The sequence below is a fragment of the Natronospira elongata genome (genome assembly GCF_034931365.1).
In the GTDB taxonomy this organism is placed as follows: domain Bacteria; phylum Pseudomonadota; class Gammaproteobacteria; order Natronospirales; family Natronospiraceae; genus Natronospira; species Natronospira elongata.
In genome coordinates, this window is the sequence record NZ_JAYGII010000041.1 from 1 (window position 1) to 16798 (window position 16798).

A 16798-nucleotide genomic window follows, 5' to 3' on the forward strand; every position below is an offset into this window, starting at 1 on the left:
GTTGCTTAGCAGTCAGACAGAGAGAAATATGGATAGAGTTATTGAGTTAATGCTAGCCAGCCAAGCGCTTCAATGGGCAGTGCTTGGTGTGTTGCTACTAGTTGCAGCTATGCTTTTGATTCTATTTGTTCAATACAATATCGATAGGGCCAAAGGACGGCATGCTAAGTTCCTATGGTTTGAGGTAAATGCTGTGCGGCCTCAGTCGGATAAAGAAGAACAAGAAGCTTCTCAGCCTAGTATTACCGGTAAGAATGTCAACGCGGGACAAAACTATGGAGAGATCGGTGACAAATACACTGGGATCAAACAACGTGAAGTTACGCAAGAAGATGTGCGATATCTGACTGAAGAGATTGAGAAGTTCTCAAAAAAATATGCGGACAAAATTAACAGGTCTCACATTACGCTGGGGTATCCGGGATGTAAAGAGACAACGAACTTGGCGAACCAAATTTATCCCGTGCTGCAACGTATGGGCTTCAACAAGATAGAAATATGTACCTTACAGACGTTTGGTGTGGTTGGTAGAAAGTTCGGCGTTTCAAACGCTCCGGATAATTCAATTATGATAGAGATATTTCCGGCAGATAACGTGGAATAGCAACTAACAAAAAATTGCAGCGGAACAAATTTCGCTGCGCAAAATTTGTCCGCTGAATTTGGCGTTAGGATGCCTGGCCATCCGGGCTAATGGACCAAAAAGGGCGACGTTTCCATGGCAGACAAAGTTGAAGTAATCCGATGCCTCGTTAAGCTTGGCGAGCAAGGCCATTCGTCGTCCTTGTATCACGAGCGCCTGCGCCGAAACGTGTCGGGAAAGCGCCTTCGATCGAGTGAAGGTGCTGCTTGGCAAGCCCTCATGATTGCCATTTTGACCACACAGCAACGCTCTGTAGGCCCCTCTAATCGGCCGCGGACGCACTTGGACAAACCTGAGCTGCGGTGGAATATGGTCCGCCAGAATCCACGCAATATTGATCGTAATGTTGAAGGATTCAATCACAACCGGAAGAAGCGAGACTATCTGCACGGTGCTCGAAGATGGCTCATGGCAAATTGGGATAAATTGCGAGCCCAGCAGCGCCAGCTACGACGAATCCCTGTTGACCATGTTGAGAAGCGCTTAGCCAAGGAGCGGGATGCCGCATCTTTCGTTCAAGAGGGGGTCCCAGGAATTGGTGCCAAGCAAAGCCGAAACTTCTGGCAGCACTGCGGTTTCTCCGTTTGGACCATACCATTCGATTCCCGAATCAATCGGATACTAGCCGATCCTCCGTTCAGAATTTCTCTCGATCAATCTTACAGTGACCGTGAATGGGCTGTCGTCAACCTCTGTCGAGAAGCGAGAACCTATCCTTGCCTATTGGATGCAACCTTGTTCAACATGGACAATCTGGTGCGAGGGTACGTGGGGCTGCCCTGTGACTAGCCGGTTTGCTAGTAACCTGATGACTGAGCAGGGCATCCTAACAAATCGTTCCAGCCGACCCTCGCTCCTCTCGGGCGGCTGAACTCTACCGTGAAGTACCTATGAGATTCGTGGTGCGCACATTCGACGATCCAAGCAAAATTATGCTTCGCACGGAGCACATGGGTGCACATCTGAGGTATTTGCAGGAGAACGACAGAGAAATACTGGTGGCGGGTTCGCTGAGGAAAAAGGCTGGTGCCGACCCAATAGGGGCACTTTGGATTGTCGAAGCCGAGACGGAAGCTCGAGCCAGGCAGCTGGTTGAGGAGGATCCGTTCCATATCGAAGGCCTGAGAGCAAATTACGAGGTTCTACTTTGATCCAAGGCATTCTCTCATCTGGCGGCCGTGTAACTCTTGACGATTACATGCGGCGGGCAACCTATCCGCTGGTTTAATGATCATCACGGCATTGGCTCGTCTGAGAAGAGTCGAAGCTGCCGGTAACAAAGCAGTTCTTGTTCTCCCTCCCACTTGTCATGATTCTGCAACACGACTTTCAAGGTGCTGAAACCCGCACTCCCTAAAGTGCCGCATGCATCGGGGAATTCATCGGGAATTCCGCAAGTCATCGGTCACCCGGAGTCAGCACCATGCACAAGTACCTCATTAGCCTGTTCGCTGTTCTCGTACTGCTGGTATCCGCCTGTTCCAGTCAGGATGCCGGCGAAAGCAGTCACCCGACCACTCTTCGTTTCGCCGACACCGGCATCGAGGGAATGGAGGAACTCAACCGTACTTTCGGTGCCTTTGCCGAGGCGCTGGAAAAGAAGCTCGATATCGAAATTGAGTTCTTCCCGGTTTCCAATCGCACCGCAGCCGTCAACGCCCTGCAGCATAGTCAGGTGGACATCGTTCTCGCCGGCCCGTCTGAGTACGTGGCCATGGCCTCGCGTCTGGACGTGAAAAAGCTCGTGGGTATTGAACGGGCCGAGTATGGCACTGCCTTCGTGGTGCCCATGGATAGCCCGGCCCGCACCCTGCAGGACCTGAAGGGCAAGCGTATTGCCATGAAGGATCCGGGTTCCACCACCGGGCATATCACCCCCAGCTGGATGCTGCACGAAGCCGGTTTTGATCTGGACCGTGACGCCGAGATCCTGCTGCTGGATGGCGCTCGCCTCGAGGCGCTGATCAACGGGGACGTGCATGCCCTGGGTTCCGGTGTTCGCGATTTCCGTCGCATCGAGCAGCGGGCGCCCGGCCAGTTCCGAATCCTGGCCGAGAGTGACACCATGCCCCGCGATGTGTTCGTGGCCAGGGCCAGTCTGGCTGACGATTACCTGGCGGCGATTCGGGAGGTCATCATGGCCAACTCCGATGAGCTGATGCAGGCCATCCTGGCGCCGGGTGAGCGTGAAAAATATCGCAACTCGCGCTTCGTGGATGACCTGACGGAAGAGGAATACGACGTTGTCCGTCAGGCCTATGCCCTGCTCGGATTCGATATCTGATCGGCTTGTGAACCGGGCGGTGGCTTCTTGCCGCCGCCCGGTTCGCCGTTCTGGACTTGATATCTGTTTTTTCCGACGAGGTCCGTCATGCGTGATATCCGTGTTCACGACATCAGCAAGGTCTTTCCCAATGGGACGCGAGCACTCGACAAGGTCGGCTTTGAGCTTGGCGCCGGCGAGAGCGCGGTGCTGCTCGGTCACAACGGTTCCGGCAAGTCCACCTTGCTGCGCTGCCTCAATGCCCTGGAGCGGCCCACGGCCGGCCGGGTCGAGGTGGGTGGCATCAACCTGACCAGTGCAAGGGGGGCGTCTCTCCGAATGTTGCGCCGTGACATCGGTGTGGTGTTCCAGCGCATCAATCTGGTGCCCAATCTGTCCGCTTTCCAGAATGTTCTTTTCGGTGCCATGGGGCGACAGCGGGGTCTGCTGGGCAGCCTGTCCATCACCGCCTCGGCCGAGGATCGGGCCTTTGCCATGCATTGCCTGGAGCGGGTGAGCATGGCCCATCTGGCGTCCCAGCGGGCCGATACCCTGTCCGGGGGGCAGCAACAGCGGGTCGCCATTGCCCGCACCCTGATGCAACGGCCATCCGTGATTCTGGCCGACGAACCCATCGCGGCCCTGGACCCCAAGGCGGGGCAGCGGGTGATGGAGCTGTTGTGGTCGGTGGCCCGGGACGAGGGCATGACGGTGATCTGCACCTTGCACAACCTGTCGGTGGCCCGGATCTATGGTGAGCGATTCATTGCCCTGGTCTCCGGCCGCAAAGTGATCGATGCACCCGCCGCGAAGGTGTCGGATGCCGACCTGAAAGCGCTTTATGCCGACGCCGACACCGCCGAGGATGATGGCGATGCGCCCGGCCTTTCCATGCCACAAGCCGTCAACGCTTGAGAAACCCGCAATGAACCAACCGTCCCAATACCGCGACATGCCCACACGCGTGGCCACGCCTTCGATCTTCACGTGGCTCATCCTGGTGATCTTTCTGGCCCTGTTCATACAGGGTTTGAGCGGTGCCGGGTTTACCCCGGATCGCCTGCTGCGGGGGGCCGGCAATCTTGGCAGCTTCTTCGCCCAGGCCATGCCACCGGATTTCAGCCGCATCGGCCCCATTGCCAAGGCCATGTACGAGACCTTCCAGATGGCCCTGGTGGGTGTCACCTTCGGTGTCATCCTCAGCCTGCCCATGGCCTTGCTGTGTGCCCGCAATACCAGCCCGGCGGCACCCGTCCGGGTTGTCTGTCGCGGCACCGTGGCCACGCTCCGGACCATCCCGGATCTGGTCTGGGCCCTGATATTCGTGGTCGCCGTGGGGCTTGGGCCTCTGGCCGGCATCCTCGCCATCATCATGGATACCATCGGCTTCTGTGCCCGTTTCTTCTCCGAGCGGGTCGAGGAGATCCGGCCCGGTCCGTCGGAGGCCCTGGCGTCCACCGGTGCCGGGCGCATGCAGGTCATCACCGGTGCGGTGCTGCCCGAGGCCTTTCCGTCCTTTGTCGCCACCAGCCTGTTCGCGGTGGAGAAGGCCGTTCGCTCCGCCGTGGTGCTGGGTCTGGTGGGTGCCGGCGGTATCGGCGTTGAACTCAACACCGCCATGACCATGTTCCGTTACGATCAGGCCCTGACCATCATCATGATCATTCTCGTGGTGGTGATTGGTGTGGAGCAGCTCTCCTCCGCAATTCGTCGCAGGGTGCTGTAAGCAACTCTTCACGGAATGGCAGCGTAACCGTAAAGGGAGGCGGGGATGATGGCAGCATGGAAACGCAGGCCCACATCCCTGTCCTCCCGGAACCCGTCGGTTCGCCAGCGGCCCGGATTGCGCTGATCACCGAGACCTGGCCGCCCGAGGTCAATGGTGTCGCTCATACCCTCTCGAACCTGGCTCGGGAATTGATTGCGGGGGGTGACCCGGTTCTGGTGATTCGCCCTCGACAGCCCGGTGACGGGTCGGCCGACAACCTGGATCGCCGGGGCTGGCAGGAATGCCTGATCCCGGGTCTCCCCATTCCCCGCTATCCCGGTCTGCGTTTCGGTCTGCCCGCCATCCGCCAGCTGAAGCAGAACCTCGCCGACTTCGATGCCCAGGCCGTTTATGTGGCAACCCAGGGGCCGCTTGGATGGGCCGCGGTCACTGCCGCCCGGCAGCTCGGTCTGCCGGTGGTTAGCGGTTTTCACACCAACTTCCAGCAGTATCTTGGTCACTACGGTTTTGGTCTGCTCAAGCAGGCCGCCTGGGCCTATCTGCGCCGCTTTCATCGGCGCAGCAACCTGACACTTGTACCCACAGAGGCCCAGGGGAAGGCACTTACCCAGGATGGCTTCGGCCCTACGGCCATGCTGGGCCGGGGCGTGGACTGTCGGCTCTTTTCTCCCGCGCGCCGTGATCGCCGGCTCCGGCAGGCCTGGGGTGTGGGTGACAAGGAACAGGTTCTGCTTCACGTGGGGCGACTGGCGCCAGAGAAGAATCCGGAGCTGGCCATTCGTGCCTTTGAAGCCATGGCTCCCGTGTTCCCCGGTCTGAAGCTGGTCTTCGTCGGTGACGGGCCCCTGCGTGACAGCCTGCAGGCGATGTGCCCGCAGGCCCACTTCGCCGGCATGCGTACCGGTACGGATCTGGCCCGGCACTACGCCTCGGCGGATCTGCTGCTGGTGCCCAGCCTCAGCGAAACTTTCGGCAACGTCGTGCTGGAAGGCATGGCCAGCGGTCTGGCCGTCTGTGCCTTCAACTATGCCGCTGCCGAGCAGTACATCCGTCACCACAAGCATGGTTTCCTGGCCCCTTACGGCGACGAGTACAGTTTCCTGGACCGGGTCGAGCAGGCGCTGATCCATCGTTCCATATACGGCGGCTCCGGCATGGCCGCCCGCGCCAACGTCCTGCGCCTGGAGTGGCCGACGATCGCCGCCCGATTCCGGCAACAGCTGTTGCGCCCGGGTACGACGGTCATGAGGGGCAGCATGCGGGAGGGTAATGCTCATGGCTGAAATGCGTCTGATCTTTCAGCAGATTGACCTGCTGGAGCTGGGGCTGTGCCGCCGAATGAATCGAATCAGCCGACATCGGGCCGTGGAGCGTTTTTTCATCGCTGTAAGCCGGCTGGGTGACGGGGTGTTCTGGTATGGACTGATAATCTTGCTGCCGTTCCTGTACGGAGTGGCCGGGTTCAAGGTCGGCCTGCAGATGGTCATACTTGGTTTGGTGGGTCTGTCGATTTATCGTAAGCTGAAGGCCAGGCTGGTTCGCGAACGTCCCTTCATTTCCTGGCGATTCATCCACTGCGGCACACCGGCCCTGGATCGTTATAGCTTCCCGTCCGGACACACTCTCCACGCCGTGGCATTCACCACCATACTGTTCGCCAGTTTCCCGGCAATTGCCTGGACGGTAACACCGTTCACGCTCCTGGTTGCCCTGTCTCGAGTGGTTCTGGGCCTGCATTACCCCTCGGACGTGCTGGCGGGCGCATTGCTTGGTTTCTCGCTGGCCTGGGTTTCGGTGGCGTTTCTCGCCGTGCTGTGAGTCCGGCCCATAGATTCTCCCGCCGCGAGTGTCATCCCGGAGTGCCTCGAAGTAACCTGCCCGTACGGCTGACTTGTCCACAGGACAGGGACAAGCGTACCCTCCCATATTCATCTTCCCGTCAGTATCACTATTTGGTCATGCTCAGAACCGGAATCGTGTGAATGCAAAGCATCCCCCTCGCCATGAAAACCCTTCTCGGGGTGCTGGTGGCGCAAGTGCTGATCATCCTGGCCGGTTTGCTGCTGCTGGGTTGGGATCTGCTGGGCGTGCCGCTGGCCTTTGGTCTGCCGCTCGGTAATTTCCTGGCCTGGACCGGGATGATGACGCTTGCTGCCATCGCCCTGATGGGGAGCCCGTCCGGGCGTGTATGGCAAATGAGTGCATGGATCGTGCTGGCCATGGCCATAGCCTGGTTGCCGTTCTCGCTTGTCATCTTCGATCACCCCACCTTTTCGGGTACCACGTCTTTCTGGTGGTCCATCTGGGTGTACTACTCTCTGGCTATGATTGTCGTGCCGTTGGCACTTTTACTGTTCAACGGTATGGTGCGGTTGTGGTGGCGATTCTCAAACCGCCGTCATCTCATCGGGCGCTGATGCCCAGGCCCCCTGCCTATCCTAAAGGAGTCTGTTTTGAGCAACCCCGTCATTGCCGATAACAAGCCAAAGAAGGTCGCGCTCAAGAAAGGCGAGACCTACACCTTCTGCGTCTGTGGGCGCTCCAGGGATCAGCCCTTCTGTGATGGCTCCCATGCCGGCACCGGCATGAAGCCCAAGAGCTTCAAGGCGGAAGAGACCGGGGATGCCTATCTCTGCCAGTGCAAGCACACGGGGAACTCGCCTTACTGCGACGGCACCCACAAGCAGTTCGACAGGGAACAGGTGGGCAAGGAAGGGCCGGGGCGTGATGACGATGGCAGCGGGGCACCGTCGCCCAAGGCCACGGCAGAAGAGCCCACGGTGGAGCTGATTCACCAGATGGCCCGGGAAGGGCTGTCGGGCATTGGGCATCATGGATCAATGACCGCCATGGGGGTGCCCCGCAGTGAGCTGCCCCATTGGGATCAGATTCAGATCCTGACCGGCCAGCTGGCCCGTCGTCCCCTTAGCGAGGAGGCGGCGGTGGATACCCGTTTGGTGATTGGCCCGGAAGCGAAGAAGCCCCTGGAGCTGGATATCCCCCTGTTTGTGTCCGATATGAGCTTTGGTGCCTTGTCCGAAGAGGCCAAGGTGGCCATGGCGCGGGGCGCGGAGCTGGCCGGGACGGGTATCTGCTCCGGCGAGGGCGGCATGCTGCCGGAAGAGCAGGCCGAGAACAGCCGCTATTTCTATGAGCTGGCCAGCGCCAAATTCGGTTATTCGGAGCAATTGCTGGAGAAGGTGCAGGCCTTCCACTTCAAGGGCGGGCAGGGTGCCAAGACCGGCACCGGCGGGCATCTGCCCGGCAATAAGAACACGGGCAAGATCTCCCAGGTTCGGGGTATTCCGGAGGGCCAGCCGGCGGTGTCGCCGCCTACCTTTGAGGATCTGGCCTCGGTGGAAGACTTTCGCCGCTTCGCGGCCCGGGTGCGGGACATCACCGGCGGCATCCCGGTGGGCTTCAAGCTCAGCGCCCAGCACATCGAGAAGGATATTCAGTTCGCCCTGGATGCCGGCGCCGATTACATCATCCTGGATGGCCGGGGCGGGGGCACGGGGGCGGCACCGTCCATGTTCCGGGACCACATCAGCGTGCCCACCATTCCCGCCCTGGCACGGGCACGGCGTTATCTGGATGCCCAGAAGGCCAGTGGCCGGGTGACCCTGATCGTGACGGGTGGGCTGCGCATGCCCATGGATTTCGTCAAGGCCATGGCCCTGGGGGCGGATGGTGTGGCCCTGGCCAACAGCGCGATGCAGGCCATTGGCTGTGTGGGTGCGCGCATCTGCAACACCAACAACTGCCCGGCCGGCATCGCCACCCAGCGCGAGGAACTTCGTCGTCGCCTGGATGTGGAGGCCTCCGCCCAGCGCCTGAACAACTTCCTCGGTGCCTCCGTGGCCCTCATGCAGGTGATGGCCCGCGCCTGCGGCCATGATGCCCTGGGCAAGTTCGATCTCACTGATCTGACTACCTGGCATAACGAAATGGCCCGGCTGGCCGGCATCCCCTATGCCGGCGTCGATCCATCAGCCTAATGCGCTGCCTGTCCAGCTTGTAGTGGGCAGGGCATTCCAGTTGGGCTATGGTTGGGACAGATGGGGAGGTGCCATGGGCGGTCAACGAAGGGGTGTTGGGGCAAGCGTGGCCATGTTGCTGGCTGCCGGATGCATGCTGATCAGTGATGTCAGGGTCCCGGACCGGGTGATTGTCCCCAACGATGCGCTGCCCGCCCTGGATGCACTGGATGTTCACCAGGCTTCGCTTCGCCTGCAGCCACAGACCGTAACTATGGCCAGGCGCCTTGAATCGGAATTGGGCATTGACCGGCAGATTTGGAATCTTGACCTTCAACGTGCCCTCACCACGGCCCTGACTGGGCCGGGGCGGGCGCATATGCAGGCGGTGCGTCCGGGGAGCTCGTCGGATGAGGATTCATCGCAGCCGGAGAGGGGCGAGACACCAGGTTTATCCTTGTCTCCTGTCGTACAGCAGACTCCCCCCGCCAATTCAGATATCGTGCTCTCGCCCCATCTGAATCGAATTACCGCACAGACCCGTCGTGTCGCCTGGAACGGACACGTCTTCTTCTTTCTTTCAATTGCAGTCGATAGCCGGCCGGAAGGGAAAGAACCCCGACGCCACCACGTCGTCCACGTGCTGCATGAGCAGGGAGCGGGGACCGCCAGCTTCAAAAGCGGGGCCGTGGAACCATCCCATGTTGCCGAAGGCCTGTCCCGTTCCTTGCCGAGCCAGCCCCTGAACTTTGATGTTGTGGTCGCGGATGAGGGGCCCTGGATTGTCTACCGCGACCGCGAAGGAATTTTTGCCCGGCCGCTCACCACGGGCAGTGGATTGGGGTCTGCGGTGAACGATGGGGCCAGCGAGATCCACTTTGGTGAAGCCGTTCAGGTCTCACGGGCCCGGCTACCGGTTGGGGAGTTCCAGTTTATATCGAGAATCGATGGGCAGGGCGCTCTTCACGTACTCTGGACTGACCAGCGTGAGCATAGTGATCTGTGGCACTGCCGTTTCGATCTTAAGCAGAGAGAAAGCTGTCGTCGGCCGACCCGGCTCAGCCGCTCGGTCAGCCGACAACCGATCAACCTGATGGTGCAGGGGGACGATGTCTATGTCTCCTGGATCGACAGCCGCTATTCCCGTGGTTTCTGGGATAAACGCAATTTCGCCAAGCTGTTCCTGGCCAAAAGCCGCGATGGGGGACGGTCCTTTGGCCAACCGATCTCGATTCATGAGCCGGATAATCGGGATGAGCTGCCGGGCTTCGCCATGACCCTGCCCGCTCCCGAGGGCGGCGTCCTACTATTCTGGGGCACTGAGTGGCGGGGGCACAATCCCCATGATCAGGGTCTCCATTACGGGCATCTCCTGCCCGATATGAGGACGCTGCGCCTGGCCGAAGACACGGTTCCGGGTGCCCGACTGCACGATTTCTTTACCGATGCACTGAAATCACATCATCGCCAGATGGGAGGTGACTAGGGTGCAGGTATTTTAGGGCGTAATCGCTACTTTACCCGCTTCTCTCGAAACGGCCCGCTATACTCGGCTTAGACCGCAATGGGTTTTCGGCCAGCATGGGGGAGATTTTGTCGCATCGGATACTGCCTGGGGTTGCCTGGTCGATAATGACATTGCTGGCACTTGGGGTTGCGGGCTATACCTCCATGGCGGCGTGGAACCCCGATGCCATTGATTTCATCGCCCGGCGCGATGGCTTCTTGCGCCAATCTCTCATCGTCCACGCCCTCGCTGGTTCCGTGGCCCTGGCACTTGGCCCCTTTCAGTTTCTCTCTCGCCTGCGCAATCGACACCGGCGTGTCCATCGGGCCAGTGGCTGGGTCTATCTGCTCTGTATTTTGATCAGCGGTTTGACCGGCCTATGGCTGGCCTTCTTCACGCCTGGCGGGCCTCCCGTTTGATCAGGTCTATGCCATGGCCGCCTGGGCAAGCTGGGTGGTGAACCTTCTTTTTGTGGAGTGGGTTCTGCTTCGTGAACGACGGTAAGACTCGAGGAGGTGTCATGCCGAATTGGCTAAAGCCGTCATCGCGTTTGGGCTGGGGGATGCTAGGTGCTTACCTAATACTGGCATTTTTCGCATTTCGAGAGGCCCTGACGTGCAGCGGCTGCGCCTGTGATCCGGCCGCGTTTCCCCTGGGCTTTCCCATTGCCTGGTTCATAGATTGGCTGGACTCTCTTTTTGGGATCCCAGGTCACGTGGTGAGCGTACATTTTCGGAACTGGTATTACATAGTGCCAACCGTCACGGCAAATGCAGTCTTCTATTATTTTGCAGGCAGTTTATTGGCTGTGGTTATAGCTCGTCGGCACTCACGTAGGTCTGGTCGGTGAAAAGGTTCTTGGTGGGCCCGGATCCGGTTCTGCGATGAGCATTCCTGAATCGAAGCGCTGAACATCATCCATACAGCGCTCCTCAGGCTGATGCCTATGGGGGCAGATGCGAAAGCAACTCTGGCTGTCTGGGGTGCTTGAAATTGGTTTCGGCTGGGATCCAGGGCTTCGCAGGACTCGGTGTGATACGGCCCTCGCGGTTCCAGCTAGGAATCGGGCCGGTATCTCCGGTATATTTCGAGCCTTGGAAAATTTCAACATTGCCCGGATTGGAATATGTCCCAGCGTTTGTCGATTGCAGGAATGTCAATAATCCTTGCAGCCTTGGGAGTTGGCCTCTATACGTGGCTGTCACAGGGTGGTGACCCACTACCATCGACCAGTCAGTCGGTTCCGGTGGGACATGAACAGGGTTATAGCGTTTATGAGTCTAATTGCATGGCCTGCCACGGCGGGGATGGGGCGGGTCGACCGGGGGCTTTCCCTCCGCTCGAAGGGCATGTGTCCGAGCTGTTGGGTCGGGATGGTGGGCGTGAGTATCTTCTGGATGTGGTCTTGAATGGAGTCAGCGGGCCCACTGAGATCGATGATGAGGTGTATGACGGCTTTATGCCTGGCTTTAGGCAGCTTTCTGACGAAGAGATCGCTGCCTTGATGAACTATTTGAGCCAGGCCTGGGGCAACTCGGAGGCCCTGCCAGCGGATTTTGAGCTGGTGACGGCCGAAGAGGTGGCGGAAAGACGATCCCGCGAGCTCACGCCACGGGCGGTGGGGGAATCCCAACCGCGCTGAAGCAGGCAGTGGCCGTCTGGATATGCAGTAAATCGGGTGGTTGGGGGCCGTCCGTGGGCGGATAATGGGGAAGTCCCAAGGTTATAGTCCCCCGGAGAGTGTCAGGGTGTCTGAGTCTCCAGCTTCTGAAAATAACTCGGTTTACGCGCGAATTGCCCGGGCCATCGATTTCCTGGTCAGCGAGGCGGAGCGACAGCCAAGCCTGTCGGAGGCAGCCGCCCAGGCCGCCATGTCGCCGGCCCATTTCACCCGGGTGTTCCGTCGCATGGTGGGTGTGAGTCCCAAGCGTTTCCTCTCCCTGGTGACCCTGGAAGCCTTCAAGCAGCGTCTTGCCGAGGGGGCCACGGCCCTGGAAGCCCAGCTGGATGCCGGCCTGTCCAGTGCGGGCCGGGTCCATGACCATTTCCTCAGACTGGATGCGGTATCGCCGGGCGAATATCGCCGTCAGGGTGCCGGCCTGGTCGTGCGCTATGGCTTTCATGAAGGGCCTCTGGGGGACATGCTGGTGGCCACCACGGATCGCGGCCTGTGTTTTCTGGCCTTTACCGAGGTTGAGGGCCGAACGTCTGCTCTTGGTCAACTGTCGGCAGCCTGGCCCGGAGCGCGGCTGCTGGCCGATGCCGGTCCGGGCAAGTACTACGTCGCCGCCCTCTCAAGGGCCCCCCGGGATGCCGGCCCGCTGTCGATCCACGTCCGCGGGAGCAATTTTCAGGTCCAGGTCTGGCGGGCGTTGTTAAGGATTCCCGAGGGCGTACTGCTCAGTTACGGTGATCTCGCCTCGGCGGTGGGTCGTCCACGGGCTGTTCGCGCCGTGGCCTCGGCGGTGGGGGCCAACCCCGTTGCCTGCTTTATTCCCTGTCACCGCGTGATCCGGCGCAGTGGTGGGCCGGGTGGGTATCGTTGGTCCATGCCAATCAAGTTTGCCCTGATCAGTCGCGAGTCCATTTCCGCCCCCTAGTGTGGTCCAGCGCAGGTGCGGGTGGGTTTCTTGACAAGGTAAACATTGCATAATAAAGCAAACCAAGCATGGTTAATAACGCGACCAAATCGGACGGCCAGATCCTCAAGGGGCTGCTTGACACCCTGGTCCTTGATGTTCTGCGCCAGGGACCGAATTACGGCTTTGGAATCCGGGAGCGCTTACGGTCCCGCTTGGGCGAAGATGCCGCCCTGGTGAAGGAGGCCACCCTGTATCCCTTGCTGCATCGACTGGAGGCACGCGGTCTCCTGGATGCCTATCACGAGCCCGGGCAACGCGGCAGGCCGCGCAAGTACTACCGTCTCACCTTGGAGGGGGCGGCGTTTCTGGAGGGAAGGATCCGTGAATGGCGGCGAATCGCCGCCCTGCTGGGGCGGACCGTTCTGAACACGGAGCAAGCGTCCGACGGGGAGGACAAGCAATGAGAGTTTCCAACCTATTGAGATGGCCTGGGACGGGCTTCCCGGACATTCTGGAGACAGGTGATGCCGAGCTGGACGACTATCTGCGAGTCCTGGACCGGCATTGCCTCGGTAGCCGCTCGGTTCGTCGCCAGTATGTCGAAGAGATTCGCGACAACATGCTGGAGGCCAGAGACCAGGCGGTCAAGGCCGGCCAGACTGTTGAGGCAGCCAATGCTTCGGTGGTGGCCGATTTCGGTCCGGCGGAAGAGCTGGCCCGCGTACAAAGGCAACAGCGTTGGCGAAATTTCCGCCGTGGCGCGGTCACCATGGGGCTTAGCTTCGCCCTGTTAATGCTGCTTTTTCAACTGCTCGCGGGTGGACTCGCCGACCCGGGACCCCTGGTTCTGGCCGAAATGTTCGTTTTTCATGGCCTGTTCTTTGGTTTCTTCATGGGCTTCTGGTTTGCCTTTATGTTCGCACCCGCGGCGCCGGAGGGTGGCGTATCGGCGCAGAGTCAGATGGATAAGGCCGATGGTTATGAGGTGTATTCCCCTGGGCTGAGCAAGGTTTTGGCAATCCTGCTCGGTCTGGTGATGCTCATCCTGGGGGGAATGACCGTGGCTGGAATGCTGGGTCGGGGCTTGATGGCCGACGTTGGTGTGGCTGCCAATCTCCTTCTCACCGTACTCGCTTTACACGTGGCGTTCGGCTTAAGGGTTGCCTTCACAAGAATCCAGGTGGACGGCGATTCGATTCGGATCCGTACCCTGCTCAGGGAGTATTATCTCGATCGGGATTCAATTTCGAAATTTGAAGAGCTGGGACGCCTGCAGCAAGCGATTTATCCCTTGGCCGGCAAGACTTACCAGCTGCATTGGCAGGATGAGAAAGGAAGTCACGCCCTGTACCTGGGCCTGAATGGCGAGATGGTGAATGGGGATCGATTGCGCGTGCTATTGCGCCCAGAGTGATTCAAGATCCTTGAAATCCCACTCCGCTGGATCTTCCTTGCATTCAATCCTTTCGCTGGCACCAGGCCGTGATAGGTCGACTACCTTGGGTTGCAAGCGGGTCCCGGCGTTGGTGGAGTAAAATACCTTGACTCTCGGCTTGAGTAGATTATCCGCATTCTGATCAAGCACAACCGCCAGGCGGCCGGAGCTTAGCCGGACCAGAGAGCCAGTGGGATAAATACCAATGGTCTTTACGAAAGCCTGGAATACCTTTTTATCCAGTTGGCCCCCGGTCCAGTGAGCCATTCGACTGAGTGCATCCGCCGGGTCCCAGCCACGTTTGTAGGGCCGGTCAGATGTTACAGCGTCATAGACATCACAGACTGAACCCATACGGGCAAATAGACTGATAGAGGAATCGGGCAGGCCACGAGGATAACCATCACCATTGATTTTTTCGTGATGATGCCGGACAACATCCAGGACGATCCGGGATTTTTCGCCTGAGTCGACCAGGGCCTGATAGCCTTTCTCCGGATGGGTCTGGATAATGCGAAATTCTTCGTCGCTCAGCCTGGCAGGCTTGTTGAGAATCTCATTTGGCACAAAGGCCTTGCCCACATCATGCATGAGCCCCGACATTCCGGCCTGTTTGACTTCATCCTCTTCCAGCCCCAGCTGCCGAGCCAGCGCGATCATGAGCGCACAGACAGCAACCGAGTGCATATAGGTATACTCGTCCGAATGCTTGATCCGGACCAGGCCCAGCATGGCTGACGGCTGTCGGATGATGGAGTCGGAGATTTCTTCAACTAAGTGGCTCAGGTCTTCCGACTTGATCGCTTGTCCCATTCGGGCTTGTTCAAGCGTCTCCTTGACTGCATTTGCTGCCTGACGCTTCAGCCGGGCGGCCTGCTTCATTTCATCCTCCAGGCTTACCGGGCGGAACCGGGAAGATGATGTCAGCGAATCATCTGGAGCTGGCTCGGCTTTGTCGTCCTGGCCCTGGGTTTCAGCCAGGTCACTACCCCGTCTGGTATCAATCGTGACTTCCTGTATGTTCGCATCCCGAATCTGCTGGATTTCTTTTTCGTCCGCGATCAGAAAGCTATTGCGCCAGAAGGGGTGGTCCAGCCAGGAAGTGCCCAGCTCGTCCAAAAACATGCCCGGAAGCAACTTGTTGACGGAGATCGTTTTTCTCATGGGGGTGATTGTTTGGGCTGGTACTTGGACTCTGTCCGGACTCTACGGCAAAGGCGCCAGTGTGGGAATGCCTTGACGGATTGTCGGCAGCTGCTTTGGGATGGGCGGTCGGAATCGACAGCCACTTCTCAAGCGATGTCGGATTCAATCAGCCATGATGGCACGGTAAAGGCGGATATCGTCCACGATCGGTTGATAATAAACCTGCCAGAAGCCAAGTGAACCCTTGACCAGAGTGATGGAAAAATCGGGTGAAGCCTCCATCGTCTCCCAGAACGCCCGGTTGCCATAGAAGCGGACATCCGGATACTCACCCTCCAAGGGCACATATACACCCGCTTCCACTGACTCATAGGCAACGGTATGACGCTGGTCTTCGGCACCAATGGCGTTGAGCCGGAGACTGGCCGGCCACAATGCCATGGCAAACACGGCTCCCAATGCAATAGCCAGACCCAGGCGCTCCTTTCCGGGTGCGCCTCGGCCCGACAGCCATGCGAGGCCGCCGCCCATGAGCCCAAGACCGGCCATGAAGAATGCCGGTTGCAGGCTGGTGTGCTGCCAGGGAGAGAAGACAAAGGTGTCGAGGATGAAATAGATCAGCATGGCCAGTAGCAACACACTCATAATCAGCATGCCGGGATGCCGTTCCAGATCATAGGATTGAGACATGGTGTTTCTCCGGCTAGTTTAGAGGCTGTTATGGAGTAGGGGGCGGCTGGGCACGGCGTCGGTTCTAAACGCAGGATACTGGAGATTAAGCAGATACAGACCATCTTCGGCCGTGTCGGGAACAAATATCATCTCGGTGATGCTGGCGTGGGGCCGGCCGGCTTCCATCAGCTTCCGGGACTCCGGGGGCAGGTCCCAAAAAATCCGATGGGTGACCAGCTCACCCTCATCATCGGCGCGGTCTACCGAGGGCACGTCGACCAGCAGGTGTTCAATCCCCTGTTCCACGATCCACTGCGCGGCTTCCCGAGTGATCCAGGCCGGCGCAGGCGACTGCATCCAGTCCCTTTGCGATTTATCCGGGGTGTTGGGCAGCGTACGAATAATCAGGGCCGCGGGCGGCCCGGCAGGGGCCAGCTTATCCCAAGCCGACTGCAGCTGTTCGCGGCTGATCACCATGTCGCTGCCGCGGGCCTTGGAAGGGCCACTGTCTTCGCTGCTGTCTAGCCGGGCAGGGTGGATGCTCAAGAGCAGGGCCGGGCAAAGAATGTTACCCAGCTGATCCGGGACTGTTGCCCGCTCGTCGGTGATATGGCCAACACATTCGGTGTGAGTGCCATTGCAATGGGGGGTGATTTCCAGAACCTCACAGTTGCAGCTTCCCCCCTGCCGGGTATCCCCGATGAAGCCGCCGGACTGAAGTGCCTTGCGTCTGGCCGCCGCCGCACCAAAGAAACCGGGTTGTGCGCCCTCAAAATCCAGCTCGATGGCAAGGCTGGTCGCTCGCGCCGGATCCATGTCAAAGCGGATGCCTGCCCAGTCCAAT

18 protein-coding genes are annotated in these 16798 nt (G+C 59.3%); 15 read left to right on the forward strand and 3 right to left on the reverse strand.

The annotated features are described in order from the left end of the window. The 15 genes from VCB98_RS12185 to VCB98_RS12250 all read left to right on the forward strand — a co-directional run. The coding region (locus tag VCB98_RS12185; RefSeq protein ID WP_346052924.1) for a hypothetical protein at positions 1–604 on the forward strand (604 nt) is incomplete at its 5' end. A 929-nt stretch (positions 605–1533) separates the two neighbouring features. Next, the gene (locus VCB98_RS13970) at positions 1534–1794 is read left to right on the forward strand and encodes a YciI family protein (RefSeq protein ID WP_374729216.1); all 261 of its coding nucleotides are present in this window, start codon (positions 1534–1536) and stop codon (positions 1792–1794) included. Positions 1795–2066: 272 nt separating this feature from the next. Continuing rightward, entirely contained in the window at positions 2067–2927 is an 861-nt protein-coding gene (locus VCB98_RS12190) for a phosphate/phosphite/phosphonate ABC transporter substrate-binding protein (RefSeq protein WP_346052926.1), read from the forward strand. An 87-nt stretch (positions 2928–3014) separates the two neighbouring features. Then, positions 3015–3821 carry a phosphonate ABC transporter ATP-binding protein gene (gene phnC / locus VCB98_RS12195; protein ID WP_346052928.1) on the forward strand — a complete coding sequence of 269 codons (807 nt, stop codon included), beginning with the start codon at positions 3015–3017 and terminating at the stop codon, positions 3819–3821. Between the two features lie 10 nt (positions 3822–3831). Further along, positions 3832–4632: a phosphonate ABC transporter, permease protein PhnE gene (gene phnE / locus VCB98_RS12200; RefSeq protein ID WP_346052930.1), complete on the forward strand. Its 801-nt coding sequence runs from the start codon at positions 3832–3834 to the stop codon at positions 4630–4632. Between the two features lie 56 nt (positions 4633–4688). After that, positions 4689–5918, forward strand: a complete 1230-nt coding sequence (locus VCB98_RS12205) for a glycosyltransferase family 4 protein (protein ID WP_346052931.1) — start codon at positions 4689–4691, stop codon at positions 5916–5918. After that, a complete protein-coding gene (locus VCB98_RS12210; protein ID WP_346052932.1) occupies positions 5911–6453 on the forward strand; it encodes a phosphatase PAP2 family protein in 543 nt (180 codons plus the stop codon). The genes VCB98_RS12205 and VCB98_RS12210 overlap by 8 nt, the downstream gene beginning before the upstream one ends. A gap of 164 nt (positions 6454–6617) precedes the next feature. After that, positions 6618–7052: a hypothetical protein gene (locus VCB98_RS12215; RefSeq protein ID WP_346052934.1), complete on the forward strand. Its 435-nt coding sequence runs from the start codon at positions 6618–6620 to the stop codon at positions 7050–7052. 36 nt (positions 7053–7088) lie between these two features. Next, positions 7089–8633: a glutamate synthase-related protein gene (locus tag VCB98_RS12220; RefSeq protein ID WP_346052936.1), complete on the forward strand. Its 1545-nt coding sequence runs from the start codon at positions 7089–7091 to the stop codon at positions 8631–8633. 73 nt (positions 8634–8706) lie between these two features. Beyond that, the gene (locus VCB98_RS12225) at positions 8707–10098 is read left to right on the forward strand and encodes a hypothetical protein (protein WP_346052938.1); all 1392 of its coding nucleotides are present in this window, start codon (positions 8707–8709) and stop codon (positions 10096–10098) included. Between the two features lie 146 nt (positions 10099–10244). Then, positions 10245–10538 carry a DUF2306 domain-containing protein gene (locus VCB98_RS12230; protein ID WP_346052940.1) on the forward strand — a complete coding sequence of 98 codons (294 nt, stop codon included), beginning with the start codon at positions 10245–10247 and terminating at the stop codon, positions 10536–10538. A gap of 734 nt (positions 10539–11272) precedes the next feature. Continuing rightward, positions 11273–11761, forward strand: a complete 489-nt coding sequence (locus VCB98_RS12235) for a c-type cytochrome (protein WP_346052942.1) — start codon at positions 11273–11275, stop codon at positions 11759–11761. 106 nt (positions 11762–11867) lie between these two features. Then, positions 11868–12719, forward strand: a complete 852-nt coding sequence (locus VCB98_RS12240; protein ID WP_346052944.1) for a methylated-DNA--[protein]-cysteine S-methyltransferase — start codon at positions 11868–11870, stop codon at positions 12717–12719. A 68-nt stretch (positions 12720–12787) separates the two neighbouring features. Continuing rightward, the gene (locus tag VCB98_RS12245; RefSeq protein ID WP_346052945.1) at positions 12788–13165 is read left to right on the forward strand and encodes a PadR family transcriptional regulator; all 378 of its coding nucleotides are present in this window, start codon (positions 12788–12790) and stop codon (positions 13163–13165) included. Next, complete coding sequence (locus VCB98_RS12250) at positions 13162–14115, forward strand: hypothetical protein (RefSeq protein ID WP_346052947.1); 954 nt, start codon at positions 13162–13164, stop codon at positions 14113–14115. The genes VCB98_RS12245 and VCB98_RS12250 overlap by 4 nt, the downstream gene beginning before the upstream one ends. Here VCB98_RS12250 and VCB98_RS12255 read toward each other — a convergent pair. The 3 genes from VCB98_RS12255 to VCB98_RS12265 form a co-directional block, all read right to left on the reverse strand. Further along, positions 14098–15300, reverse strand: coding sequence for an HD-GYP domain-containing protein (locus VCB98_RS12255; RefSeq protein WP_346052949.1), 1203 nt, complete (start codon positions 15298–15300; stop codon positions 14098–14100). The genes VCB98_RS12250 and VCB98_RS12255 overlap by 18 nt on opposite strands. 144 nt (positions 15301–15444) lie before the next feature. Further along, positions 15445–15972, reverse strand: a complete 528-nt coding sequence (locus VCB98_RS12260; protein ID WP_346052952.1) for a hypothetical protein — start codon at positions 15970–15972, stop codon at positions 15445–15447. An 18-nt stretch (positions 15973–15990) separates the two neighbouring features. Next, a partial coding sequence (locus VCB98_RS12265) for a cyclase family protein (RefSeq protein ID WP_346052954.1) occupies positions 15991–16798 on the reverse strand: 808 nt, incomplete at its 5' end.

Excerpts from the sequence above, each read along its gene's own strand:
- VCB98_RS13970 (WP_374729216.1), top strand. The coding sequence starts at position 1,534 with ATGAGATTCGTGGTGCGCACATTCGACGATCCAAGCAAAATTATGCTT.
- VCB98_RS12190 (WP_346052926.1), top strand. The coding sequence starts at position 2,067 with ATGCACAAGTACCTCATTAGCCTGTTCGCTGTTCTCGTACTGCTGGTA.
- phnC (WP_346052928.1), top strand. The coding sequence starts at position 3,015 with ATGCGTGATATCCGTGTTCACGACATCAGCAAGGTCTTTCCCAATGGG.
- phnE (WP_346052930.1), top strand. The coding sequence starts at position 3,832 with ATGAACCAACCGTCCCAATACCGCGACATGCCCACACGCGTGGCCACG.
- VCB98_RS12205 (WP_346052931.1), top strand. The coding sequence starts at position 4,689 with ATGGAAACGCAGGCCCACATCCCTGTCCTCCCGGAACCCGTCGGTTCG.
- VCB98_RS12210 (WP_346052932.1), top strand. The coding sequence starts at position 5,911 with ATGGCTGAAATGCGTCTGATCTTTCAGCAGATTGACCTGCTGGAGCTG.
- VCB98_RS12215 (WP_346052934.1), top strand. The coding sequence starts at position 6,618 with ATGCAAAGCATCCCCCTCGCCATGAAAACCCTTCTCGGGGTGCTGGTG.
- VCB98_RS12225 (WP_346052938.1), top strand. The coding sequence starts at position 8,707 with ATGGGCGGTCAACGAAGGGGTGTTGGGGCAAGCGTGGCCATGTTGCTG.
- VCB98_RS12230 (WP_346052940.1), top strand. The coding sequence starts at position 10,245 with ATGACATTGCTGGCACTTGGGGTTGCGGGCTATACCTCCATGGCGGCG.
- VCB98_RS12235 (WP_346052942.1), top strand. The coding sequence starts at position 11,273 with ATGTCAATAATCCTTGCAGCCTTGGGAGTTGGCCTCTATACGTGGCTG.
- VCB98_RS12245 (WP_346052945.1), top strand. The coding sequence starts at position 12,788 with ATGGTTAATAACGCGACCAAATCGGACGGCCAGATCCTCAAGGGGCTG.
- VCB98_RS12250 (WP_346052947.1), top strand. The coding sequence starts at position 13,162 with ATGAGAGTTTCCAACCTATTGAGATGGCCTGGGACGGGCTTCCCGGAC.
- VCB98_RS12255 (WP_346052949.1), bottom strand. The coding sequence starts at position 15,300 with ATGAGAAAAACGATCTCCGTCAACAAGTTGCTTCCGGGCATGTTTTTG.
- VCB98_RS12260 (WP_346052952.1), bottom strand. The coding sequence starts at position 15,972 with ATGTCTCAATCCTATGATCTGGAACGGCATCCCGGCATGCTGATTATG.